The 23,720-nt window shown below is 73.1% G+C and carries 22 protein-coding genes; 19 read left to right on the top strand and 3 right to left on the bottom strand.

The window, feature by feature from the left end; all coding sequences use genetic code 11:
* Positions 1-21 precede the first annotated feature (21 nt).
* On the top strand, positions 22-1,680 hold the full coding sequence (gene argS / locus R2737_00700; protein MEZ5114757.1) for an arginine--tRNA ligase: 1,659 nt from the start codon (positions 22-24) through the stop codon (positions 1,678-1,680).
* Here argS and R2737_00695 read toward each other — a convergent pair.
* Complete coding sequence (locus tag R2737_00695; GenBank protein ID MEZ5114756.1) at positions 1,658-2,785, bottom strand: hypothetical protein; 1,128 nt, start codon at positions 2,783-2,785, stop codon at positions 1,658-1,660. The two genes, argS and R2737_00695, sit on opposite strands and share 23 nt — an antisense overlap.
* A gap of 120 nt (positions 2,786-2,905) precedes the next feature.
* Here R2737_00695 and lysA point away from each other — a divergent pair, with 120 nt between their 5' ends.
* The 5 genes from lysA to rho all read left to right on the top strand — a co-directional run bounded on the left by lysA (position 2,906) and on the right by rho (position 9,922).
* Positions 2,906-4,324 carry a diaminopimelate decarboxylase gene (gene lysA, locus R2737_00690; protein MEZ5114755.1) on the top strand — a complete coding sequence of 473 codons (1,419 nt, stop codon included), beginning with the start codon at positions 2,906-2,908 and terminating at the stop codon, positions 4,322-4,324.
* 102 nt (positions 4,325-4,426) lie between these two features.
* Positions 4,427-5,737, top strand: coding sequence for a homoserine dehydrogenase (locus tag R2737_00685; protein MEZ5114754.1), 1,311 nt, complete (start codon positions 4,427-4,429; stop codon positions 5,735-5,737).
* A complete protein-coding gene (thrC, locus tag R2737_00680; GenBank protein ID MEZ5114753.1) occupies positions 5,737-6,795 on the top strand; it encodes a threonine synthase in 1,059 nt (352 codons plus the stop codon). Before R2737_00685 ends, thrC begins: the two co-directional genes overlap by 1 nt.
* Positions 6,796-6,798: 3 nt before the next feature.
* Positions 6,799-7,764 (top strand): homoserine kinase, encoded by a 966-nt coding sequence (gene thrB / locus R2737_00675; GenBank protein ID MEZ5114752.1) that lies wholly within the window; start codon positions 6,799-6,801, stop codon positions 7,762-7,764.
* A gap of 325 nt (positions 7,765-8,089) precedes the next feature.
* Positions 8,090-9,922, top strand: a complete 1,833-nt coding sequence (gene rho, locus R2737_00670) for a transcription termination factor Rho (protein MEZ5114751.1) — start codon at positions 8,090-8,092, stop codon at positions 9,920-9,922.
* A gap of 86 nt (positions 9,923-10,008) precedes the next feature.
* Here the strand turns inward: rho and R2737_00665 are convergent, their stop codons facing one another.
* Both R2737_00665 and R2737_00660 read right to left on the bottom strand, forming a co-directional pair.
* Positions 10,009-11,886, bottom strand: a complete 1,878-nt coding sequence (locus R2737_00665; protein MEZ5114750.1) for a signal peptidase I — start codon at positions 11,884-11,886, stop codon at positions 10,009-10,011.
* Between the two features lie 34 nt (positions 11,887-11,920).
* Positions 11,921-12,514, bottom strand: a complete 594-nt coding sequence (locus tag R2737_00660) for a hypothetical protein (GenBank protein ID MEZ5114749.1) — start codon at positions 12,512-12,514, stop codon at positions 11,921-11,923.
* 278 nt (positions 12,515-12,792) lie between these two features.
* On the opposite strand from R2737_00660, the gene rpmE reads away from it, so the two are divergent.
* The 13 genes from rpmE to atpA all read left to right on the top strand — a co-directional run bounded on the left by rpmE (position 12,793) and on the right by atpA (position 23,711).
* On the top strand, positions 12,793-13,068 hold the full coding sequence (gene rpmE, locus R2737_00655; protein ID MEZ5114748.1) for a 50S ribosomal protein L31: 276 nt from the start codon (positions 12,793-12,795) through the stop codon (positions 13,066-13,068).
* Between the two features lie 106 nt (positions 13,069-13,174).
* Positions 13,175-14,266 carry a peptide chain release factor 1 gene (gene prfA / locus R2737_00650; protein MEZ5114747.1) on the top strand — a complete coding sequence of 364 codons (1,092 nt, stop codon included), beginning with the start codon at positions 13,175-13,177 and terminating at the stop codon, positions 14,264-14,266.
* Complete coding sequence (locus R2737_00645; GenBank protein MEZ5114746.1) at positions 14,263-15,267, top strand: HemK/PrmC family methyltransferase; 1,005 nt, start codon at positions 14,263-14,265, stop codon at positions 15,265-15,267. The genes prfA and R2737_00645 overlap by 4 nt, the downstream gene beginning before the upstream one ends.
* A 4-nt stretch (positions 15,268-15,271) precedes the next feature.
* Complete coding sequence (locus tag R2737_00640; GenBank protein MEZ5114745.1) at positions 15,272-15,937, top strand: L-threonylcarbamoyladenylate synthase; 666 nt, start codon at positions 15,272-15,274, stop codon at positions 15,935-15,937.
* 73 nt (positions 15,938-16,010) lie between these two features.
* Positions 16,011-17,282, top strand: a complete 1,272-nt coding sequence (gene glyA, locus R2737_00635) for a serine hydroxymethyltransferase (GenBank protein MEZ5114744.1) — start codon at positions 16,011-16,013, stop codon at positions 17,280-17,282.
* A 15-nt stretch (positions 17,283-17,297) separates the two neighbouring features.
* The gene (locus tag R2737_00630) at positions 17,298-18,425 is read left to right on the top strand and encodes an MraY family glycosyltransferase (GenBank protein ID MEZ5114743.1); all 1,128 of its coding nucleotides are present in this window, start codon (positions 17,298-17,300) and stop codon (positions 18,423-18,425) included.
* Between the two features lie 65 nt (positions 18,426-18,490).
* Positions 18,491-18,946 (top strand): hypothetical protein, encoded by a 456-nt coding sequence (locus R2737_00625; protein MEZ5114742.1) that lies wholly within the window; start codon positions 18,491-18,493, stop codon positions 18,944-18,946.
* Positions 18,947-19,065: 119 nt separating this feature from the next.
* Positions 19,066-19,263, top strand: coding sequence for a hypothetical protein (locus tag R2737_00620; protein MEZ5114741.1), 198 nt, complete (start codon positions 19,066-19,068; stop codon positions 19,261-19,263).
* A 78-nt stretch (positions 19,264-19,341) separates the two neighbouring features.
* On the top strand, positions 19,342-20,163 hold the full coding sequence (gene atpB, locus R2737_00615) for a F0F1 ATP synthase subunit A (protein MEZ5114740.1): 822 nt from the start codon (positions 19,342-19,344) through the stop codon (positions 20,161-20,163).
* A gap of 118 nt (positions 20,164-20,281) precedes the next feature.
* Positions 20,282-20,509, top strand: a complete 228-nt coding sequence (atpE, locus tag R2737_00610) for an ATP synthase F0 subunit C (protein ID MEZ5114739.1) — start codon at positions 20,282-20,284, stop codon at positions 20,507-20,509.
* 43 nt (positions 20,510-20,552) lie between these two features.
* Entirely contained in the window at positions 20,553-21,110 is a 558-nt protein-coding gene (locus tag R2737_00605) for a F0F1 ATP synthase subunit B (GenBank protein MEZ5114738.1), read from the top strand.
* Entirely contained in the window at positions 21,110-21,919 is an 810-nt protein-coding gene (locus R2737_00600; protein ID MEZ5114737.1) for a F0F1 ATP synthase subunit delta, read from the top strand. The genes R2737_00605 and R2737_00600 overlap by 1 nt, the downstream gene beginning before the upstream one ends.
* A 157-nt stretch (positions 21,920-22,076) precedes the next feature.
* The gene (atpA, locus tag R2737_00595; protein ID MEZ5114736.1) at positions 22,077-23,711 is read left to right on the top strand and encodes a F0F1 ATP synthase subunit alpha; all 1,635 of its coding nucleotides are present in this window, start codon (positions 22,077-22,079) and stop codon (positions 23,709-23,711) included.
* Positions 23,712-23,720 lie beyond the last annotated feature (9 nt).

Raw genomic sequence — 23,720 nt, 5'->3', positions numbered from 1 at the left:
GCCTGGGTAGGCTCCGGCGCCATGACGCCCGACCAGCTCTCCGAGGCCCTCGCGGCGGTGCTCCAGCGGCTCGTCGACGAGGGTGCCCTCGCCGTCGAGGTCCCCGGCGAGGTCAAGGTCGAGCGCCCCCGCAACCGGGAGCACGGCGACTACGCGACCAACGTGGCCATGCAGCTGGCCAAGCCCGCCGGCCGCCCGCCCCGCGAGGTGGCCCAGCTGGTCGCCGACGCGCTGGCCGAGGTGGACGGGATCGCGTCCACGGAGGTGGCGGGGCCGGGCTTCATCAACGTGGTGCTGGAGTCCGCGGCCCAGGGCGAGCTGGCCCGCACGGTCGTGGACGCGGGCCCCGCCTACGGCCGCGGGGACTCCCTCGACGGGGAGAGCGTCAACGTCGAGTTCATCTCCGCCAACCCGACCGGGCCGCTGCACCTGGGGCACACCCGCTGGGCCGCGGTCGGCGACGCCATCGCGCGGGTGCTGGAGGCCGCGGGCGCGTCGGTGGCGCGGGAGTTCTACATCAACGACCGCGGCGTGCAGATGGACCGGTTCGGCGAGTCCATCAAGGCGGCCGCGCACGGCCGGCCGGTGCCCGAGGACGGCTACCACGGCGCCTACATCATGGACCTGGCAGCCCGGATCGTGGCGGAGGACCCGGGCATCCGGGACCTGCCCGACGACGAGCAGATGGAGGCCTTCCGGGAGGCCGGCTACGCGCTGCAGCTGCAGCAGCAGAAGGACGTCCTGGAGCTGTTCCGCACCCACTTCGACGTCTGGTACTCCGAGCGGTCGCTGCACACGTCCGGGGCCGTGGACCGCGGCCTGGCCAAGCTGCGGGAGCAGGGGCACGTCTTCGAGCAGGACGGCGCGGTCTGGCTGCGCACCACCGACTTCGGCGACGACAAGGACCGGGTGCTGGTCAAGGCGGACGGCGAGCTGACCTACTTCGCGTCCGACACCGCGTACTACGTCGACAAGCGTGCGCGGGGCTTCGACATCAACATCTACCTGCTCGGCGCTGACCACCACGGCTATGTCAACAGGCTGCGGGCGGTCGCCGCCTGCGCGGGCGACGACATGGACCGCAACATCGAGGTCCTCATCGGCCAGCTCGTGAAGATGTACAAGGCAGGCGAGGAGGTCCGGCTGTCCAAGCGGGCCGGGAACATCATCACCCTGGAGGACCTGGTCGACGAGGTCGGCGTCGACGCCGCCCGCTACACCCTGATCCGCTACCCGGCGGACTCCCCGCTGACGCTGGACATCGACCTGCTCACCCAGCGCACCAACGACAACCCGGTCTTCTACGTGCAGTACGCCCACGCGCGGATCTCCTCGGTCCTGCGCAACGCCGCGGACCTCGGGATCGACTGGCGGAGCATGCCGTTCGACCCGGCGCTGCTCACGCACGACCGGGAGAGCGACCTGCTGGGCGTGCTGGGCGAGTTCACCCGCGTGGTGGCGTCCGCCGCCGAGCTGCGCGAGCCGCACCGGGTCGCCCGCTACCTGGAGGACCTGGCCACGGCCTACCACAAGTTCTACGACTCCTGCCGGGTGCTGCCGCGCGGCGACGAGCAGGTCGAGCCGATCCACGTGGCCCGGCTGTGGCTGTGCGCCGCCGCCCGGCAGACGCTGGCCAACGGTCTGCACCTGTGCGGCGTCACGGCCCCGGAGCGGATGTAGCCGCCGCCTCCCGCCGCCGCCGGATCACGACCAGCACCGCGCTGAGCGCCAGGAGCACCGCGCCGGCCACGAACATCCCGGCGATCCAGCCGAGCGTGCCGCCGCCGATGCTCAGGGCCGCGAAGACGCCGGCCGCGACCCCGCCTGCGGCGTACGGCCAGTGCGCGCCGCGGGCGAACATCAGCAGGCAGCCCACCGCCATCACCAGCAGCAGGCTGCGGGAGACCCAGGCGGCCGTCATCACCTCGGCCGGGAGCTCGCCACGCGCGAACTCGTCCACCGGGCGCATCGCGGCGGGCACCAGCCCCATCAGCAGCCAGGCCATGCCGAGTGCCTCGCCCAGCCGGGGTACGGCGAGCAGGCGCGGGGCCGCGTACAGCCAAACGATGCCCAGGACCCACGCGGCCACCGGGGCCACCCAGGTCTCGGTCACGTCGGAGAAGAGGACCATCGCGGTGGCCGCCGCGGTCCAGAACGCGCCCGCGGCCACCGCCAGCGTCGTCATCGCCCCGCGCACCAGCACGGCCGCGCCGACCGCGACCGCGAACGCCACGACGCCGGGGAGCAGGTACCACGGGCTACGGTCCGGCAGGGCCATCGCCAGGTCGAGGGCCTGCAGCGTGGCCAGCCCGGCCAGCGGGACGGACAGGGCCAGCAGCGTGGCGACCAGGCGGCGCCGGTTGTCCTGACCGGCCACCGCGCGGCGCCCGCCGCCCAGCGCCATCGCGGTCAGACCGGCGGCCCAGAGGACCACGACGGCGGCGGCGAGCAGGCCGAGTCGCAGCCCCTCCGGCCACCGGTCCCAGGAGTTGAGGACGAGGCTGAGGCTGGCGCTGCCGAGCAGGGCCGCGCCGGCGTAGCCGAGGATCTCGGGGACGGGGGACCGGCGGACCGCGGGGGCGCCCTGGGAGCGAGCCTCCGCCTCGGCGGCGCCCGCGCGGGCGGCCCGCACCGCCCGCGCCTGGTCGTCGGTCAGGGTCCCGTCGGAGACCAGGCCCACCAGCGCCGTCTCGAGCGCGTGGTCCGGCGGCAGCGGGCCGTCCGGCAGGGACCGGTCCAAGCGGGCCGGGGCGGGGGAGTCGTGCGGGGTGCGACGGATTGCCATGGCGACCTCCCGAGGACGTCGACCGACCGGGCCGGCACCCGTCCCGGCGATTCGACGCTAGGGCGCTCGCACGGGACGGGGTAGGGCCGTCGGGCCCGGAGCCGTCGCTAGCCTTTCCGGATGCGCGCCCACCCCGCAGGCCCCCGGCACGGTGACGTCCTCACGCCCGGAGGCGCCCCGCAGCGACCGGGCTCGGCGGAGGACCTGCACCGCATCGACCCCCGGATCTGGCCCGCGGGTGCGGACCGGGACCCCGACGGGGTGCTGCGGATCGCCGGCGCCGACGTGCGCGACCTCGCGGGGCAGTTCCAGACCCCCCTGTTCGTGATGGACGAGGCCGACTTCCGGGCCCGCGCCCGGGGCTACCACGGCGCGTACGACGACGGGGACACTCCGGCGGACGTCTACTACGCGGGCAAGGCGTTCCTGGCCACGACGGTGGCGCGCTGGATCATGGACGAAGGTCTCAACCTCGACGTGTGCAGCGGTGGAGAGCTCGCGGTGGCCCTCCGAGCGGGAGTCCCCGGGGAGCGGATCCTGTTCCACGGCAACAACAAGTCCGTGCCCGAGCTGGCGCGGGCGCTGGACGCCGGCGTGGGTCGCTTCGTGGTGGACTCCTACCTGGAGATCGCCCGGCTGGCCGCCCTGGCGGAGGAGCGGGGCACGGTCGCCCCTGTCCTGGTGCGCGTGACGGTCGGCGTCGAGGCGCACACCCACGAGTTCATCGCCACCGCCCACGAGGACCAGAAGTTCGGGCTGTCGCTCGCCGGTGGCGAGGCGGAGGAGGCCGTCCGCCGGATCGCGAAGCTGCCGTCGCTGCGCCTGGTCGGGCTGCACTCGCACATCGGGTCCCAGATCTTCGACCCGGCGGGCTTCGAGGTGGCCGCCGCACGCCTGGCGTCACTTGCCGCCCGGCTGCGCGACGAGCAGGGGATCGAGGTCGGGGAGCTGAACCTCGGCGGCGGCATGGGCATCGCCTACGTCGATGCCGACGACCCGCTGGACGTGGCCGAGATGGCGGCGCAGTTGAGGGAGATCGTGTCGAAGGCCTGCGCGGACGCCGGGATCCCGGTGCCCCGGCTGGCCGTGGAGCCGGGCCGCGCCGTCGTCGGGCCCTCGGGCGTGACGCTGTACGAGGTCGGCACGGTGAAGCCCGTGGACCTCGGCCACGGAGTGGTGCGTACCTACGTCTCGGTCGACGGCGGGATGAGCGACAACATCCGGACCGCGCTGTACGACGCCGACTACACGGTCACGCTGGCCAGCCGGACCTCGGACGCGGAGCCGATGCTCACCCGGATCGTGGGGAAGCACTGCGAGAGTGGTGACGTGGTGGTGCGCGACGCCTGGCTGCCCGCGGACCTCGCCCCGGGCGACCTGCTCGCCGTGGCGGCGACCGGGGCCTACTGCCGGGCGATGGCGTCGTCGTACAACTACCTGCCGCGCCCGGCCGTGGTGAGCGTGCGGGACGGCGCCACCGCCGTCGTCCTGCGGCGCGAGACCGAGGACGACCTGCTGTCCCTCGACCCGGGCGCCTGACCGCCGGAAACCCGATTCCCGTCGGGGCCCCGGACTCTGAGAGGCTGTGGGGCGCGCCGGCCGCCCGTCCCCCGGTGCGCCGACCCCGTCGAAGGAGCCCGCATGAGCACGTCCGCCGCCGAACCGCGTCCCCTCACGGTCGCGCTGCTGGGCGGCGGCACGGTGGGCACCCAGGTCGCCCGGCTGATGCGCGAGCACGCCGCCGACCTGACCGCGCGGGTAGGTGCCCCGCTGGACCTGGTCGGGGTCGCGGTCCGCGACGCGGGCAAGCCCCGTGAGGGCATCGACCCGGGTCAGCTCACGACCGACGCGGAGTCGCTGGCGGCGTCCGGCGCGGACGTCGTGGTCGAGCTGATGGGCGGCATCGAACCGGCTCGGTCGCTGATCCTGGCCGCGATGAAGTCCGGGTCCTCGGTCGTCACGGCCAACAAGGCACTGCTGGCCGAGGACGGTGCCACGCTGTACGCCGCGGCGGAGGCGCAGGGCGTCGACCTGTACTTCGAGGCCAGCGTCGCCGGCGCGATCCCACTGCTGCGGCCGCTGCGCGAGTCGCTGGCCGGCGACCGGGTCCGCCGCGTCCTCGGCATCGTCAACGGGACCACCAACTTCATCCTCACTAAGATGGACGAGGAGGGAGCCGACTACGCCGAGGTGCTGGCCGAGGCGCAGGCGCTCGGCTACGCCGAGGCGGATCCCACCGCCGACGTGGAGGGACATGACGCGGCCGCCAAGGCAGCGATCCTGGCCGAGCTCGCGTTCCACACCCGGGTGACGCTGGAAGACGTGTCGTGCGAAGGGATCTCGGGCGTCACGCTGTCCGACGTCCAGGCCGCCCAGGACATGGGTTTCGTCATCAAGCTGCTCGCCGTGGCCGAGCTCGCGGACGACGAGCAAGGTGTCATCGTCCGCGTGCACCCGACGATGGTGCCCAGGTCGCACCCGCTCGCCAGCGTGCGCGAGGCGTTCAACGCGGTGTTCGTCGAGGCCGACGCCGCCGGGCAGATGATGTTCTACGGGCGCGGTGCGGGCGGTACCCCCACTGCGTCAGCCGTTCTCGGCGACATCGTCGCGGCCGCCCGCAACAAGGTTTCCGGTGGCCGCGGCCCGGGGGAGTCGACGTACGCCGACCTCGACGTCCGGCCCGTGGGTGACGCCGTCACCCGCTACTACGTCAACCTCGACGTCGCCGACCGGCCGGGCGTGCTCGCCACGATCGCCCAGGTCTTCGCCGAGCACGGCGTCAGCATCCAGAACGTCCGCCAGGACGGCCACGGGGACGACGCCGGGCTCGTGGTCCGCACCCACCGGGCGACCGACCGGGCGCTGAGCGCCACGGTGGAGGAGCTGCGTGGGATGGACGCGGTCAAGAACGTCGTCGGCGTCATGCGCGTCGAAGGGGAGGCGGGCAACTGATGGCGCACCAGTGGCGCGGGGTGATCGAGGAGTACCGCGACCGGCTCCCGGTGTCCGACACGACGCCGGTGGTCTCGCTGCGCGAGGGCGGCACTCCGCTCGTCCCTGCGGAGTCGCTGAGCCGGGCGACCGGTTGCGAGGTGTGGCTCAAGTACGAGGGTGCCAACCCGACCGGCTCGTTCAAGGACCGCGGGATGACGATGGCGATCTCGCAGGCCGCGGAGGAGGGCGCGAAGGCGGTCATCTGCGCGTCGACCGGCAACACCAGCGCCAGCGCCGCGGCGTACGCGGTGAAGGCGGGGATGGTCTGCGCCGTCCTGGTGCCGCAGGGGAAGATCGCCATGGGCAAGCTGGCCCAGGCGCTGGTGCACGGCGCCACCCTGCTGCAGGTCGACGGCAACTTCGACGACTGCCTGGACCTGGCGCGCGACCTGTCCGACAACTACCCGGTCGCGCTGGTCAACAGCGTGAACCCGGCGCGGATCGAGGGCCAGAAGACCGCGAGCTTCGAGATCGTCGACCTGCTCGGCGACGCCCCTGACATCCACTGCCTGCCGGTCGGCAACGCGGGCAACATCACCGCCTACTGGAAGGGATACCGGGAGTACGCCGACGACGGTCCGGCGACCCGCCGGCCGCGGATGTGGGGCTTCCAGGCCGCCGGCGCGGCACCGATCGTCCTCGGCCACCCGGTGGCGACCCCGGAGACGATCGCCACGGCGATCCGGATCGGTAACCCGGCGTCGTGGCGGCAGGCCGAGGAGGCGCGCGACGAGTCCGGTGGGGTCATCGATTCGGTCACCGACGAGCAGATCCTCGCGGCCTACCGGCTGCTGGCCGCGGAGGAGGGTCTGTTCTGCGAGCCTGCGAGCGCGGCCAGCGTGGCCGGCCTGCTGCAGATGCACGCGGCGGGGCGTCTCGACCCCGGCCAGCGGATCGTCTGCACGCTGACCGGGAACGGGCTCAAGGACGTGCAGTGGGCGCTGGAGTCGGCCAAGGACCCAGTGGTTGTCCCGGTCGACGCCGTCGCGGCAGCGGCCGCGCTCGGGCTGGGCTGAGCGGTGCCGGACCGCCCTGGACCGCCGCCCGCCTTCGTCGAGGGCCCGGTGCGGGTCGTCGTCCCTGCCACGAGCGCCAACCTCGGCCCCGGCTTCGACGTCTTCGGCCTCGCCCTGGACCTCGTGGACGAGCTCGCCGCAGTCGCCCTGGACGGCCCGGGGCTGCGTGTCGAGATCGTCGGCGAGGGCGCGGACTCGTTGCCGCGCAACGAGGATCACCTGATTGTTCGCACCATGCACCGTGCTTTCGATGCGATGGGCGGTCGCCCTGCCGGGCTCGCGCTGACCTGTGTGAACCGCATTCCGCACGCCCGGGGCCTGGGCTCGTCCGCCGCCGCGATCGTCGCGGGCGTGCTGCTGGCCCGCGCGATGGTCGTCGACGGGCCGGACCGGCTGCCGGACGCGTCCGTGCTCGACCTGGTAGCCACCCTGGAGGGCCATCCCGACAACGTGGCGGCCGCGCTGATGGGCGGGTTCACGCTGTCCTGGTCGGATGAGACGGAGGCGGTGGAGGAGGACGGCCGCGCGGTCCTGGCGGCCAGCGCCGTCCGGCTGGAGCCGCACCCGGACCTGATGCCGATCGCGCTGGTCCCGTCGCAGGGGGTGGCCACGAAGGCGGCCCGGGCCCTGCTGCCGGAGTCCGTGCCGCACCGTGACGCCGCGTTCAACGCCGGGCGGTCCGCGCTGCTGGTGCACGCGATCACTCAGGACCCCTCGCTGCTGATGACGGCAACGGAGGACCGACTGCACCAGGACGCGCGGCGCCCGGCCTTCCCGCGGTCCCACGACGTGATGAGCGCGCTGCGAGCCGAAGGCGTCCCCGCGGTGATCTCCGGCGCCGGCCCCACGGTGCTGGCGCTCGCGGACGTGCGCACCGCTGACGTCGTGCCCGGTCTGGCCGACGCGGACATGCGGGTGCTGCCGCTCGCACCGGACCGTCGCGGTGCTCGGTCGTCCACCGACGGCTGAGGAGGCACCGCGGGTCACGGTGCGCGGCGGACCCCGCCGGGGTGTGGTGCGCGGTCGAACGCCGCGGGGGTGTTATGGTGAGGGCGCTCCAGGGCTCCGGCGGCCCGTTCCGTCCGGCCTCTCGCAGTCGCTCTCCCTGGCTCGCCGTTCCCACGTCGAGATCGGTTGCGCAGTGCGTCGGCACGTCCGGCACCGACTTCAGGTCTGGTCCCGTACCTCCACCCGAAGGCCCTGAGCGATCGCGGCACCGGTCGACGACCGGTCCGCACGCGGAGCGCGTCCCGGAGGGGGACCGCTCCGGTCCATCTCACCGAAGGACTACCGAGTGACCGACACCATGCAGACGGTCGAGACCGCGGACGAGGCGCCCAAGCGCCGGCGCGGAACCGGACTGTCGTCGATGCTGCTCCCCGAGCTCAAGCAGCTCGCCTCGCAGCTCGGCATCCCCGGCGCCAGCGGTATGCGCAAGAGCGACCTCGTCGCCGCCATCGCGGAGCGCCAGTCCGGCGGCGGGTCGTCCCGCCCGGCCGGTCAGACCAAGACCGAGCGCGCCGACGCGCCCCAGGACCAGCCGGAGCGGCGGGACTCCCGGGCCAACGGCGGGGACCGCGAGCAGCGTCCCCCCCAGCAGCGCGAGCAGCGCCGCGGCGATGAGCAGCGCGGCGATCGGCAGGACCGCCAGAACGACCGCGGCGGCCAGAACGACCGGCAGAACGACCGGCAGAACGACCGCGGCAACGACCGGCAGAACGACCGGCAGAACGACCGGCAGAACGACCGGCAGAACGACCGGCAGAACGACCGGCAGAACGACCGGCAGAACGACCGCGGCAACGACCGGCAGAACGACCGCCAGGGCGGCGGCCGCAACCAGAACCAGGGCGGGTACGACGACGACGACGAGCGCGGCGGCCGGCGCCGGCGCCGCCGCGGCCGGGACCGCTACCGCGACCGGCGCGACCGCCAGCGCGGCGGCATGGGCGAGGGCGAGCCGGAGATCTCCGAGGACGACGTGCTCGTCCCGGTCGCGGGCATCCTCGACGTGCTGGAGAACTACGCGTTCGTGCGGACCAGCGGCTACCTGCCCGGTCCGAACGACGTGTACGTCTCCCTGTCCCTGGTCAAGAAGTTCGGCATGCGCAAGGGCGACGCCGTCACCGGCGCGATCCGGCAGCCGCGCGAGGGGGAGCGGCGGGAGAAGTTCAACCCGCTGGTCCGCGTCGACACCGTCAACGGCACCGAGCCCGACGAGGCCCGCAACCGGCCCGAGTTCGGCAAGCTCACCCCGCTGTACCCGCAGGCCCGGCTCCGGCTGGAGTCCGACCCCACCAACCTCACGACCCGGGTCATCGACCTGGTCGCTCCCATCGGCAAGGGGCAGCGCGGCCTCATCGTCTCCCCGCCGAAGGCCGGCAAGACGATGGTGCTGCAGGCCATCGCCAACGCCATCACCCACAACAACCCCGAGTGCCACCTCATGGTCGTCCTCGTCGACGAGCGGCCCGAGGAGGTCACCGACATGCAGCGGTCGGTCAAGGGCGAGGTCATCGCCTCGACCTTCGACCGCCCGGCCGAGGACCACACGATCGTCGCCGAGCTCGCGATCGAGCGGGCCAAGCGGCTGGTGGAGCTCGGGCACGACGTCGTCGTGCTGCTGGACTCGATGACCCGGCTCGGCCGCGCCTACAACCTGGCCGCGCCCGCCTCCGGCCGGATCCTGTCCGGCGGTGTGGACTCCACCGCGCTGTACCCGCCCAAGCGGTTCTTCGGCGCCGCCCGCAACATCGAGCACGGGGGCTCGCTGACCGTGCTCGCGACCGCCCTGGTCGAGACCGGCTCCCGGATGGACGAGGTCATCTTCGAGGAGTTCAAGGGCACCGGGAACATGGAGCTCAAGCTCGACCGCAAGCTCGCCGACAAGAGGATCTTCCCCGCGGTGGACGTGGACGCGTCCGGCACCCGCAAGGAGGAGCTGCTCATGTCGCACGAGGAGCTGAAGATCGTCTGGAAGCTGCGCCGGGTGCTGCACGCGCTCGACCAGCAGCAGGCCATCGAGCTGCTCCTCAACAAGCTGCGGGACACCAAGAGCAACTACGAGTTCCTGCTGCAGGTGCAGAAGACGACGCCGACCACCGGCAACGGCCACGACGACGACTGACGTCCCAGCCGGCACGCGCGACGCGGGGGCGGCCCGGCCCGGTGCCGGTGCCGCCCCCGCGTCGTCGCGTCAGCGGGCCGCGTAGGTCAGCGGGCCGCGAAGTGGGCCTGGATCCGAGCGTCGGACAGGGCCGTCGGGTAGATCGCCACGTTGGCCAGCGCACCGCCGAACACCCCGCGGTTCGGCTGGCTCACCGGGGCTCCGGGCCATCCGTTCAGGTTCCCGCAGCCGATCCGCCAGTAGCCGTTGTAGGTCCACGTGGTGCCGGGCGGCCCGCTCACCACGGGGGTGCCGTCGACGTAGATCTTGGTCTGCGCGGGCGTGCGGGTGACCACGACCTGGTGCCACTGCCCGTCGGCGTAGCCGGCCGTGGTGGACGCCACTGTCATGTCGTTGGCCCGGCCCACGCCGAAGGACAGGGCTCCGCCCGGTGTGAGGTACAGGTGCCGGTCGTCGTTCCCGCCGGTCCCGGTCGCAGCGCCCTGGAAGCCGACCAGCTGACCGTCCGCCCCCGGGTTCGCGCGGAACCAGGCTTCGACGGAGTACGTCGTGGGCGCGGCGACCTGCGGTGAGGTGGACAGGCAGGCGTTGGGGTTGACCGGCTGCACCGCGGTGCCCGGGTTGTTGGGCAGCGGCTCCGGGGTGACGCCGAACGCCCACCGGTTCGCATTCCCGTAGTTCCCCGGCTGCCCTCCGGGCGCGCTGTTGATCGCTACCGTGCCACGGGAGTCGTTCAGCCGGAAGAACATCAGCGGGTCGTCCGCCAGCACCGCGGCCGGGTAGTCCGCGGTGACGAAGGTCGGCGCCGACGTCCAGGTGTTGCCCGGGGCGGGAGACTCGGCCCGGAACGCCGCCCTTGCCGTGCCGCCTGCCACGACGGTCAGCAGCAGACCCGTCGCGGCGACGCCCACCCCGAGGGTGATGAACACGACGGCCGGGCGCAGCCGCGGCGGTGCGGGCGGCGCCACCACGACGGGGACGTGGTCCCCGGCCTGCGGGCCGGGGCGTGCGTGGCCGGACCCGACCGGGGTGCCCGAGTCCGGGTTCGGCGAGTCGGCGTCCTGCGCGCCCGCCGAGGCGGTCCGGTCCCGGTCGGCGGCAGCGATCCGGACCAGCGCCAGCGCAGCGACCACGAGCAGCAGCAGCGAGAACCAGCGGCCCTGGGTCGCCCACAGCACCGGCAACCCGGCGAAGGGGACCCGCAGCCGGGCCAGGCCCTCGACCAGGTCCGGGGTCACGGGAGCCGCGTCCGGGGACTGGTTGTGGTCGCCCCGGGTGGTGAGCGAGCCGTCTTCTCCCACGTCGGCGATGCGGTGGACCAGGGACCGTCCGGGGTTCTCCGGGTCGCGGAACAGGATGACCTGGCCCGCGCGCAGCGTGGCCGGGTCCACGTCCACCGCGAGGACGACGTCACCGGGGTTGACGCGGGGGGACATCGACTCGGTGAGGACGACCTGGGCGGACCAGCCGAGCAGCGCCGGGGCGGTGGCCCACAGCAGCAGGCCGACCCCGAGCGCGAGCACGACCCGGGCGAGGACGGCTCCGGCGACCCGGGGCCACGACGGTTCCTCGGAGTCGGAGTCGGCGTCGGTCAGGGAGCGGGGGACGGTGAAGCCCGACTCGGGTCGGTGCAGCACCGCGACCGGCCCGTCCGCCCCCTCAGCGCGGACGGGCCGGCCGGCCCCGGTAAGATCGACGACCGGCTCCCGGCCGTCGGTGTCGGTGAGGTCCAGCAGCGAATCGAGCCTGCTCCCGGCGCTAGAGGTCCCACCGCTGAGGTCCACGACCGACCCCTCGACGGCCGGCCGGTCGTCGCCGGCGCGCAGCGCCACCAGGTCGGTGAGCCGGTCGATGCCGTCCCAGTCCGCCCCGTCCGGGTCGGATGACCCGGGGTCCCGGACCGGCCGGACGCCCTCGGGCAGGTCGTCCCGAGGGTCCGGCCGCCCCGGGACGACGTGCTCCATGGCCTGCCTCCGACGAGGGTGGTGACGGGGTCGCTCAGACGGCGTTCGGGACCTCGAGCTTCCAGGTGAACACCGTGTCGACCGAGGCGTCCGCGGCGGACTCGGTCGTCGTGCCCGGGAGGTTCCAGCTGATCCGGTAGGCCTGGCTGGCGCTGGCGCCACCGACGGCGGTCGCCGCCCAGGTGTCCGCTGCGGGGGCGCCGGACGTGGGCAGCCCGCTCATGGCGCCCGTGGCGTACGGCGTGCCGACCGCGGTGAACGCGGTGCAGGAGGCGCCGCGCTCGACCGTCACCTGCAGCGCGTTCGCCAGGTTCGCGCCGTTGTTGCCGCCGGGGGAGACGGTGGCCCAGAACTTCACCGTGCCCTCGTAGTCGCTGGTGTTGGTCACGGTCACGCACTTGGAGCCGCTGGCCCCGGGGCGGATCTTCAGCTCGCTGAACACGGCCTGGCCGGTCAGGTCGTTGCTCAGTGAGACCACGCCGGTGGTCCAGGCGTTGGACCCCGAGTTCGTCTCGGCGGTGAAGGCGGCGTACGAGCCCTGCCACACCAGCGCGCCGGAGGCGAGCAGGGCGACGGGCACGGCGGCGGCGCGCAGGGCCTTGCGCTGGGACGCGGTGGGACGCGGCATGGTGTGGTTCCCCTCATCGACATCGGCGGTCGGACCCCCGCGAACCGCCGGTACCCGGTGGGGCCCGCCCGGTCGGGCGGACCCGTGCCAGGTGTGCTTCGGCCGGTTCCCGGGGAACTTGAGGCCCGAGGGGCAACTTTTTTCGGAGAGATCCCTGGGACGGGAGTGACTGGTTTTGGCCGCTGCGCCGACGGGTGGAATACTCGTGCGCCGGTCCCGGTTCACGCGGGGTGCGTCCGCGCCCGCGACCCGGGAGCCCGAGACGAGGAGAACCTGTCGTGAAGCCCGACATCCACCCGCAGTACGGCGAGACCACCGTCACCTGCACCTGCGGGAACACGTTCACCACCCGCAGCACCGCGAAGAACGGCGTCATCCACGCCGACGTGTGCTCGCAGTGCCACCCGTTCTACACCGGCAAGCAGAAGATCCTCGACACCGGCGGCCGGGTCGCCAAGTTCGAGGCCCGCTTCGGCGCCAAGGGTGGCAAGGCCAAGGCCGGCGAGGCTGCGGCCGAGAAGCCGGCCGCCGACGCGGCCACCACCGACTCCTAGCACGACCCCGGGCGCCGGCCCGGGACCGTCCGCACCCGCACGCCGGGTCGTCGGGCGGCCCCGGACCGGCGCCCGCCCCGTCCCGTACCCGCCCGGAGGGCGCCCCGTGTTCGAGGCCTGCGAGGAGCTCGAACGCGAGTTCGCCGACCTCGAGCGGCTGCTGGCCGACCCGGCGGTGCACGCCGACCAGGCCGAGGCGCGCCGGATCGGGCGCCGCTACGCCTCGCTGCGCGCCGTGGTCGGGACGTACCGGGACTGGCGCGCGGCCGTGGCCGACGAGGCCGCCGCCGAGGAGCTGGCGGCCGAGGACCCCGGGTTCCGGGCGGAGGCGGACGCCCAGGGGGTCCGCCGCGAGGAGCTCGCGGACCGGCTGCGCACCCTGCTGCTGCCCCAGGACCCCCTGGACGACAAGGACGTCATCCTCGAGGTCAAGGCGGGCGAGGGCGGCGAGGAGTCCGCGCTGTTCGCCGGCGACCTGCTGCGGATGTACCTGCGCTACGCCGAGCGCCGCGGTTGGCGCACCGAGGTCCTCGACGCCGAGCCGTCCGACCTCGGGGGCTACAAGGACGTGTCCGTGGCGGTGAAGTCGCGCGGTGATCCCGAGCGGGGCGAGGCGCCGTACGCCCGGCTGAAGTTCGAGGGCGGCGTCCACCGGGTCCAGCGGGTCCCCGTGACGGAGTCGCAGGGCCGCATCCACACCTCCGCGGCCGGGGTGCTCGTCCTACCCGAGGCGGAGGACGTGGACGTCACCGTCGACCCGAACGACCTGCGCATCGACGTGTTCCGGTCCAGCGGGCCGGGTGGCCAGAGCGTCAACACCACCGACTCCGCGGTGCGCATCACCCACCTGCCCACCGGGATCGTCGTCTCGTGCCAGAACGAGAAGTCCCAGCTGCAGAACCGCGAGCAGGCGCTGCGGATCCTGCGCGCCCGCCTGCTGGCGCAGGCCGAGGAGGAGGCGGCCCGGGAGGCGTCCGACGCCCGTCGGTCCCAGGTGCGCACGGTCGACCGCAGCGAGCGGATCCGCACCTACAACTTCCCGGAGAACCGCATCTCCGACCACCGGGTCGGCTTCAAGGCGCACAACCTCGACCAGGTGCTCGACGGCGACCTCGACGCCGTGGTCGAGGCCTGCCTGGCGGCCGACGAGGCCGCCCGACTCGAGTCGGCCGGCGCCCACGCGGGGGAGTCCCGGTGACCTGGCACGGCTCCGACCTGTCCTTCGAGGACCGCAACACCCGCGGCGGCCGGGTCTCGATGCGCGACGTGCTGGTGGACGCGGAGAAGCGGCTGGCGGCCGCCGGCGTCCCGTCCCCGTCGGCCGACGCCGCCACGCTGGTCGCGCACGTGCTCGGGGTGCCGCGCACCCGGCTGCTCCTGCAGGACCCGATGACCTCCACCCAGCGGGTCCGGCTGGAGCAGCTGCTGGTCAAGCGCATCGCCCGGGTCCCGCTGCAGCACCTCGTCGGCACGGCCGCCTTCCGGCACCTGGAGCTGAAGGTCGGGCGCGGGGTGTTCGTACCCCGGCCGGAGACCGAGCTGGTGGCCGAGACGGCGCTGACCGTGCTGGCCGACCTCCCCGCGGGCGACCGGCTGGCGGTCGACCTGTGCACCGGCTCCGGTGCCATCGCCCTGTCGCTGGGGACCGAGCTGGACGGCGTCGAGGTCCACGCGGTCGAGCTGGACGGGGCCGCCGTGGACTGGGCGGCCGACAACATCGAGGCGCACCGGGACCGGCTGGCCGCGCGCGGCTCGCGGGTGGTGCTGCACCGTGCGGACGCGACCACCGTGGCCGATCCCGGCGCGGCGCTGTCCGTGCTCGCCGGCCGGGTCCCCCTGGTCGTGTCGAACCCGCCGTACATCCCCGAGCGCGCGGTCCCGCGCGACCCGGAGGTCCGCGACCACGACCCAGTCCTGGCGCTGTACGGCGGCCCCGACGGGCTGGACGTGGTCCGCGGCCTGGCCGTCACCGCCGCCCTGCTGCTGCGCCCGGGCGGGGTGTTCGTGGTCGAGCACGCGGACGAGCAGGGCGAGCAGGCCGGTGACGCCGGCGTGCCGGGCCTGCTGCGCGCCCAGGTCGTGGACGAGGTGCTCGCCGACCACCAGCACACGCCCGAGGGGCGGCCGGTGTGGACCGAGGTGGCCGACCGGATCGACCTTGCCCGGCGCCCGCGCTTCACCGTCGCGGTGCGGGCCTGACGCCGTGGCGCTGGTCATCGACTGCGCGGTCCCCTCGGAACGGACTCGCGGGCTGACGACCGCCGCGTCCGCGGCGCGGCGCGGCGACCTGGTGGTGCTGCCCACCGAGGCGGTCTACGGCCTGGCCACCGACGCCTTCTCCGCCCGCGGAGTGCAGCGGCTGCGGGAGGCCAAGGGCCGCGGCCGGGACCTGCCGCTGCCGGTGCTGGTGGGACGGCCGCGCACCGTCGACGGCCTGGCCACGGGTCTGGGCCAGCCCGCGCGGGCGCTGATGGAGGCGTTCTGGCCCGGCCCGCTCACGCTGGTCGCCCGCGCCCACGCCACCTTGGCCTGGGACCTCGGCGAGTCCGGCGGCACCGTGGCGCTGCGGATGCCGCTGCAGCCGGTCGCGCTGGAACTGTTGCGGGAGACGGGGCCGCTGGTCGTCACCGCGGCCAACCGGGCCGGCCTGCCCGCGCCGGTCACCGTCGCCGAGGCCGAGGAGCAGCTCGGGCCCGCGGTGGCGGTCTACCTCGACGGCGGTCCCTGCCCGGAGACCCGGACCAGCGCCGTCGTCGACGTCACCGGCGAGCATCCCGTCCTGCTGCGACCGGGTGCCTTCGACGCCGACGTCCTGCGTGAGGTCGTCGCGGACCTCGTGGTCCCCGAGGACGAGGCCGCGCCCGCGTAGACTCGGCGGCGGCCGCTCGGCCGGCCGTCCCCGCCATCCGGCGGCGGTCCACGTCCCGATCCCTGGAGACCGCATGAGCAGCGACGTCCCGTTCTGGGGCCCCGACTTCGCCGCGCTGGCCGCGGAGGACCCGGAGATCGCGGACGTGATCCTCGGCGAGCTGGACCGGCTGCGCGGCGGCCTGCAGCTCATCGCCAGCGAGAACTTCACCTCGCCCGCGGTGCTCGCGGCGCTGGGCTCGACGCTGTCGAACAAGTACGCCGAGGGCTACCCCGGCCGCCGCTACTACGGCGGCTGCCAGGAGGTGGACAAGGCGGAGCTGATCGGGATCGAGCGGGCCAAGGAGCTCTTCGGCGCCGAGCACGCCAACCTTCAGCCGCACTCCGGCGCCAGTGCCAACATCGCCGCGTACGGCGCGTTCGTGAAGCCGGGCGAGACGGTGCTCGCCATGAGCCTGCCGCACGGCGGCCACCTGACCCACGGGTCCAAGGTGAACTTCAGCGGCAAGTGGTTCGACATCGTGTCCTACGGCGTGCGCGAGGACGACAACCTGATCGACTACGACGAGGTGCGCGACCTCGCCGTCCGGCACCGGCCCAAGATGATCATCGCCGGCGCGACCGCGTACCCGCGGCTCATCGACTTCGCCGCCTTCCGCGCGATCGCCGACGAGGTCGGCGCGATCCTGATGGTCGATGCCGCTCACTTCATCGGCCTGGTGGCCGGCAAGGCCATCCCCAGCCCGGTGCCGTACGCCGACGTCGTGTGTTTCACCACGCACAAGGTCCTGCGCGGCCCCCGCGGCGGGATGATCCTGTCGAAGGCCGAGCACGCCCAGGCCATCGACAAGGCGGTCTTCCCGATGATGCAGGGGGGCCCGCTGATGCACGCGGTCGCGGCCAAGGCCGTGGCGCTGCGCGAGGCCGCCTCGCCGGACTACCAGACCTACGCCCGGCAGGTCATCGCCAACGCCCAGGCCCTCGCGGAGGGTCTGGCGGCCGAGGGGATGCGCCCGGTCAGCGGCGGTACCGACACCCACCTGGCGCTGATCGACCTGCAGCCGCTGGGAGTGACCGGCGCCGAGGCCGAGGCCCGCTGCGACGCCGCGCGCATCACGCTGAACAAGAACGCCATCCCCTACGACCCCCAGCCGCCCGCGGTGGCCTCGGGGATCCGGGTCGGCACCCCGGCGGTCACCACCCAGGGCATGGCGGAGTCGGACATGAAGGAGGTCGCGTCCCTCATCGGGCGGGCCGTCCGGGACGCCGACGGAGCGGCGGCGGCCGAGGTCGGCGCCGAGGTGGCCGCGCTGGTGTCCCGCCACCCGGCCTATCCGCGCGGCTGAGGTCGCGGTCGCGCCGTGCGCGAGTACCTGCTGTGCCTCATGGCGGCGGCGGCGGTCACGTACCTGACCACCCCGCTGGCACGGCGGGTCGCGACGCGGTGGGGTGCCCTCGCGGAGGTGCGTGACCGCGACGTCCACGACGCGCCGACCCCGCGGCTCGGCGGCCTGGCGATGCTCCTGGGCCTGCTGGCCGCACTGCTGCTCGCCAGCAAGCTGCCGATGATGAGCGCGGTCTTCGACGACGGCTCCCGGGAGCCGATCGCGCTGCTGTCGGGGGCCGCCGTGATCGTCGCCCTCGGGGTGATCGACGACCGCTGGGGCCTGGACGCCCCCACGAAACTGGCCGGCCAGGTCCTCGCGGCCGGCGTGATGGCGTTCCAGGGCATCGCGATCATCTGGCTGCCGATCGGCGGGACGCTCGTCCTGGACCCGCTCACCAGCGTGCTGCTCACGGTGCTGGTGGTGCTGGTGACGGTCAACGCCATCAACTTCGTCGACGGACTCGACGGTCTGGCGGCGGGCATCGTGGCCATCTCCGCGCTGGCGTTCTTCGTCTACTCGTACCTGCTGTCGGTGGAGTACGGCTTCGAGCGGGCGACGCTGGCGACGCTGGTCAGCGCCGCCCTGGTCGGCATGTGCGTGGGGTTCCTGCCGCACAACTGGTACCCGGCCCGCCTCTTCATGGGCGACACCGGCTCCATGCTCATCGGCCTGCTGCTGGCGACGAGCACGATCACGCTCACCGGCCAGGTGGACCCCGGTGCCCTGCAGGGCGCCGCCCTCGTGCCCGCGCTGCTGCCCATCCTGCTGCCGCTGGCGGTGGTCGCGATCCCGCTCGCGGACCTGGCCCTGGCGGTCGTGCGGCGCACCCGCGCCCGGCGCTCCCCGTTCGCGCCGGACAAGATGCACCTGCACCACCGGCTGCTGGAGATGGGGCACTCGCAGTCCCGCGCGGTGCTGCTGATGTACGGCTGGACGGCGGTGGTCGCCGGTGGGGCAGTGGCCAGCGCGTTCGTCTCTCCCGCGGTCACGGTCCTGCTGGTCCTCGCCGGCGTGGTCCTGCTGGTCCTGGCCGCGCGCCGCGTCCGACGGCCACCGGCGGCGTCCGCCGCCGGATTGGGCCGGGACCGGCTCCTGGGATAGCCTCGTCGGGCCCGACCGGCGCCTGGCGCGCCGGCGCAGCCCCCCACCTCGCGAGGCACTCCCGCATGAGCCCCACGCCGACCGGAGCCGCTCCCGTCGACCCCGGCCGGGTCGACTCGGCCATCTTCCGGGGAGCCGGTCTGCCGGCCCTGCTCGTAGGCGTCGTCGCCGTGGTGATCGGTGCCGTCGTCGCCGGCGGCGGGGGTGCCGTGGGCGCCGCGCTCGGCACGGTGCTGGTCCTGGTCTTCTTCTCCGTCGGGCAGGTCGTGCTCGGTCGGGTGCTGCGCTCGAACCCCCAGATGGCGATGACGGTCGCCCTCACGCTGTACCTGGTGAAGATCGGCGTGCTCTTCATGCTGCTGGTCCTGTTCCAGGACACGACGGCCTTCGACACCAAGGTCTTCGCCCTGACGATCCTGGCCTGCACGCTGGCCTGGACCGTGGGCGAGGTCTGGGTCTTCTCCCGCACCAAGGTGCTCTACGTCGAGCCCGGCAGCGGGCCTCAGGGGCCGCTGCTGTGAGCGCGTCGGGGGGGTCCCGACCGGGTTCCGGGGGCGGCGTTCCCGGATGGTACGGTTCGGGCGCGACGAAGAGGTCGGCGGCGCGGGCCGAAGGGCGCGCGACGGCCGATGCCGCATGGATGATCGTCGGCCACCTGCTGGCCGGCATCGTGCTCTACGCGGGCATCGGCTGGCTGCTCAGCCTGTGGCTGGGTCACCGCAGCCTGTTCATCGCGGGAGGCGCCCTCGTCGGCCTCGGCCTGTCGATGTACCTCGTCTTCACCCGGCTCGGACTGCTGTCCGACCCGCAGGGGGACGACGGGCCGGAGCGCACGTGAGCCGCCTCCGCCGCTTCGACGGCCGGGGCTCCGTCCCGGCCGCCGTGTCCGATGACGTGACTGCCGTGGAGGCCGGTCGTGCCTGAGCAGGTGCTCGCCAGCGCGTGGGGGTGCCACTTCGGCTCCGAGTGCGATTTCCCCGCACCGGGGGCGGAGATCTTCTCCTTCGACCCGCTGTTCACCTTCACCTTCCTGGGCATCGACTTCAACGTCGGCAAGCCGACGATCCTGCTGGTGATCGCGGTGGTGCTGGTCGCCGGGTTCTTCATCTGGGCGTTCCACAAGCCGAAGCTGGTTCCCCGCGGCGTGCAGAACGTCGCCGAGGTCGGCTACTCGTTCATCCGCGACGGGATCGCCCGCGACACGATCGGCAAGGACGGCGACAAGTACGTCCCGTTCCTGTTCTCGCTGTTCTTCTTCGTCTGGATCCTCAACTTCATGGGGATCCTGCCGTTCGCGCAGTTCCCGGTGACCTCGCAGTTCGCCATCCCGGTCGCGTTCGCCCTGATCGTCTACCTGACCTGGGTGCCGCTGGGCATCGTCAAGCAGGGGCCGGTCAAGTTCTTCACCAACATGATGTTCCCGCCGGGCGTGCCCAAGCCGATGTACGTGCTGCTGGCGCCGATCGAGTTCGTCTCGAACATCCTGGTCCGCCCGTTCACGCACGCCGTGCGTCTGTTCGCCAACATGTTCGCCGGCCACCTTCTGATCGTGACGTTCTCCGTGGCCGCCTGGTACCTGTTCAGCGCCAGCGTCATCGGCCTGGTCGGCTCCGCCGCGTCGTTCGCGATCACGGTCGCGCTCACCGGCTTCGAGGTCCTGATCCAGGCCCTGCAGGCCTACATCTTCACGCTGCTCACCGCGGTCTACATCGCCGGTGCGCTGCATCCCGAGCACTGATCCGAGCACGACGCACCACCGCACGACCCGTACGACGCACGACCTGCTCGACGAACGACCCGCACGACGAACGACCTGACCGGCGGAGGGACCGCCGGCCGACAGAAAAGGACACGACATGTCGCTCCTCGCTGAGGTCACCGGCTCGATCGGTTCGATCGGCTACGGCCTCGCCGCCATCGGCCCCGGCATCGGCATCGGCATCATCTTCGGCCAGGGCGTGCAGGCCATCGCGCGGCAGCCGGAGGCCTACGGCGTGATCCGGCAGAACATGCTGCTGGGCTTCGCCCTCGCCGAGGCGCTCGCCCTGATCGGCTTCGTCGTCCCGTTCGTCTACGGCGTCTGACGTCCGCTAGGACCCGTCACCCCACGGACGAAGGACAACCACCGTGTCGTTGCTAGCAGCAGCCGAAGAGGGCGGCAACAGCGTCCTGTCGGTCCCGCTCGACGAGCTGATCCTCGGGACGCTGGCGTTCCTCATCGTCTTCTTCCTCCTCGCGAAGCTGGCGCTGCCGGGGATCCGGAAGACGCTGGACGAGCGCGCCGACGCCATCGAGGGCGGGATCAAGCGGGCCGAGGACGCCCAGGCCGAGGCGCAGTCGACGCTCGAGGCCTACCGCGCCCAGCTCGCCCAGGCGCGCGAGGAGGCGGCCGCCATCCGGGCCCAGGCCCAGGCGGACCGGCAGTCCATCATCGAGGAGGCCCGGACGGAGGCGGCGGCCGCGGCCGCCGCGGTCACCGCCCGCGCCGAGGCGCAGATGGAGGCCGAGCGCAGCCAGACCATGTCGACGCTCAAGCGCGAGGTGGGCGCGTTGGCCATGACGCTCGCGGACAAGATCGTCGGTGAGTCCCTCACCGACGACGCCCGCGCCCGGGCGACGGTCGACCGCTTCCTCGCCGACCTCGAGACGTCGGCGGGGACCACCACCGGCGAGACGGGGCGCTGATGATCGGGGCCAGCCGGGAGAGCATCGCCGGGCTGCGCGAGCAGCTCGACGGGCTGCGCAGCGACCCGGGGTTCGCCGCCCTGTCCGGCGAGCTGCTGGCCGTCGCCGACCTGCTCGGCCGGGAGAAGGCGCTGCGCCTGACCCTGTCCGACTCCGGTCAGCCCGAGCGGGTCCGTGCTGACCTCGTCTCGTCCCTCCTGTCCGGCCGGGTCTCCGCGCTCACGCTCGACGTCGTCCAGCGCATCGTCCGGGCCCGCTGGTCCACCGACGCCGACCTGGTCGACGCGGTGGAGCAGCTCGGCGCCCAGGCCGCCTTCACGACCGCCGAGGCCGACGGGTCCCTGGACCGGGTGGAGGAGGAGATCTTCCGGTTCGGCCGGGTCATCGACGCCTCGCCCGAGCTGCAGATGCTGATCACCGACCCGGCGCAGCCGGCTGCGGCCAAGGCCGCGGTGATCCGTGACCTCCTCGGGGAGCGGACCGCGCCGGCCACGGCGCAGCTGCTGGAGTACCTCGCCGGCCACCTGCACGGTCGACGGGTCGACGCGGCGGTGGCCACTCTCAGCGACCTCGCCGCGCAGCAACAGCAGCGGGTCGTGGCCGAGGTCACCTGCGCGGTGTCCCTCGACGCCGACCAGCAGCGCCGGCTCGCCGACGCGCTCAGCCGGCTCAAGGGCCGGCAGGTCCGGCTCAACGTGATCGTCGACCCCGACGTCGTCGGCGGCGTGTCCGTGCGGATCGGTGACGAGGTCATCGACGGCACGGTCGCCAGCCGGCTCGAGCAGGCCCGCCGGGCGCTGCTCGGCTGACCACCGCACCACGGACCACCGCACGACGGACCACCGCACGACGGACCACCGCACGACGGACCACCGCACGACGCACCACCGCACCACCCGCACGTACCAGCCCCAGGCACCGCACACCACCGCCGACCCGGCGGGCCGAACGAGAGAGCAGGACACCATGACGGAGCTGACGATCCGGCCGGAGGAGATCCGGGACGCGATCGAGCGGAACGTGGAGTCGTACTCCCCCGAGACCGCGCGCGAGGAGGTCGGGCGCGTCGTCGAGACCGGCGACGGCATCGCCCGCGTCGAGGGTCTGCACTCGGCGATGACCAACGAGCTGCTGGAGTTCGAGGGCGGCCTGCTCGGCGTCGCGCTCAACCTCGACGTCCGCGAGATCGGCGTCGTGCTGCTCGGCGACGGGTCGGCGATCGAGGAGGGCCAGCTGGTCAAGCGGACCGGCGAGGTCCTGTCCGTGCCCGTCGGCGACGGCTACCTCGGCCGCGTCGTCGACCCGCTGGGCAACCCGATCGACGGCCTCGGCCCGATCACGGCGGAGGACCGCCGGGCCCTGGAGCTGCAGGCGCCCACGGTGGTGCAGCGCCAGCCGGTGAAGGAGGCCATGCTCACCGGCATCAAGGCCATCGACGCCATGACGGCCATCGGCCGCGGTCAGCGCCAGCTGATCATCGGCGACCGCCAGACCGGCAAGACCGCGGTGGCGATCGACACGATCATCAACCAGCGCGAGAACTGGGAGTCCGGCGACCCGGCCAAGCAGGTCAAGTGCATCTACGTCGCGATCGGCCAGAAGGGCTCCACCATTGCCTCGGTCAAGGGGGCGCTGGAGGAGTACGGCGCGATGGCCTACACGACCATCGTCGCGGCGCCCGCGTCCGACCCGGCGGGCTTCAAGTACCTCGCCCCCTACACCGGCTCGGCCATCGGCCAGCACTGGATGTACAACGGCCAGCACGTCCTGATCATCTTCGACGACCTGTCCAAGCAGGCCGAGGCCTACCGCGCGGTGTCCCTGCTGCTGCGCCGCCCGCCCGGCCGCGAGGCCTACCCCGGCGACGTCTTCTACCTGCACTCGCGGCTGCTCGAGCGCTGCGCCAAGCTCAGCGCCGAGATGGGCGCGGGCTCGATGACCGGCCTGCCGATCATCGAGACGAAGGCCAATGACGTGTCGGCGTACATCCCGACCAACGTCATCTCCATCACCGACGGGCAGTGCTTCCTGGAGTCCGACCTGTTCAACTCCGGCGTCCGCCCGGCCATCAACGTCGGCATCTCGGTGTCCCGGGTCGGCGGGTCCGCGCAGCCCAAGGGGATGCGCAAGGTGGCCGGTCGGCTGCGTCTGGACCTTGCCCAGTTCCGCGAGCTGGAGGCGTTCGCGGCGTTCGGCTCCGACCTCGACGCCGCGTCGAAGGCCCAGCTGGAGCGCGGGGCCCGCCTGGTCGAGCTGCTCAAGCAGCCGCAGTACCAGCCGTTCCCGGTCGAGCAGGAGATCGTGTCGGTGTGGTCGGGTACGACCGGCAAGCTCGACGACGTGCCGGTCGACGAGATTCGCCGGTTCGACCGCGAGTTCCTCGACTACGTGGGGCGCGACCACAAGGCGATCCTGGACAGCATCCGCCAGACCGGTGACCTGTCCGACGACACGGTGGCGCTGCTCGAGAGTGCCATTGCGGAGTTCAAGAAGCAGTACACGACCAACTCCGGCCAGATGCTGGTGAAGGACGAGCCGGTGGCGAACCTCCCCGAGGACGAGATCGCCCCCACCCAGATCACCCGGGTCAAGCGGGGCTGAGGGACCGCA

This window comes from Candidatus Nanopelagicales bacterium, assembly GCA_041393815.1.
In the GTDB taxonomy this organism is placed as follows: Bacteria; Actinomycetota; Actinomycetes; order S36-B12; family JAWKJK01; genus JAWKJK01.
Note: the sequence above shows the minus strand (reverse complement) of the source record. Positions and strands in the feature narration are given on the sequence as shown.

Coding starts and splice junctions, on each gene's coding strand:
- argS (MEZ5114757.1), top strand. CDS start 22: ATGACGCCCGACCAGCTCTCCGAGGCCCTCGCGGCGGTGCTCCAGCGG.
- R2737_00695 (MEZ5114756.1), bottom strand. CDS start 2,785: ATGGCAATCCGTCGCACCCCGCACGACTCCCCCGCCCCGGCCCGCTTG.
- lysA (MEZ5114755.1), top strand. CDS start 2,906: ATGCGCGCCCACCCCGCAGGCCCCCGGCACGGTGACGTCCTCACGCCC.
- R2737_00685 (MEZ5114754.1), top strand. CDS start 4,427: ATGAGCACGTCCGCCGCCGAACCGCGTCCCCTCACGGTCGCGCTGCTG.
- thrC (MEZ5114753.1), top strand. CDS start 5,737: ATGGCGCACCAGTGGCGCGGGGTGATCGAGGAGTACCGCGACCGGCTC.
- R2737_00665 (MEZ5114750.1), bottom strand. CDS start 11,886: ATGGAGCACGTCGTCCCGGGGCGGCCGGACCCTCGGGACGACCTGCCC.
- R2737_00660 (MEZ5114749.1), bottom strand. CDS start 12,514: ATGCCGCGTCCCACCGCGTCCCAGCGCAAGGCCCTGCGCGCCGCCGCC.
- glyA (MEZ5114744.1), top strand. CDS start 16,011: ATGAGCAGCGACGTCCCGTTCTGGGGCCCCGACTTCGCCGCGCTGGCC.
- R2737_00625 (MEZ5114742.1), top strand. CDS start 18,491: ATGAGCCCCACGCCGACCGGAGCCGCTCCCGTCGACCCCGGCCGGGTC.
- R2737_00620 (MEZ5114741.1), top strand. CDS start 19,066: ATGATCGTCGGCCACCTGCTGGCCGGCATCGTGCTCTACGCGGGCATC.
- atpE (MEZ5114739.1), top strand. CDS start 20,282: ATGTCGCTCCTCGCTGAGGTCACCGGCTCGATCGGTTCGATCGGCTAC.
- R2737_00600 (MEZ5114737.1), top strand. CDS start 21,110: ATGATCGGGGCCAGCCGGGAGAGCATCGCCGGGCTGCGCGAGCAGCTC.
- atpA (MEZ5114736.1), top strand. CDS start 22,077: ATGACGGAGCTGACGATCCGGCCGGAGGAGATCCGGGACGCGATCGAG.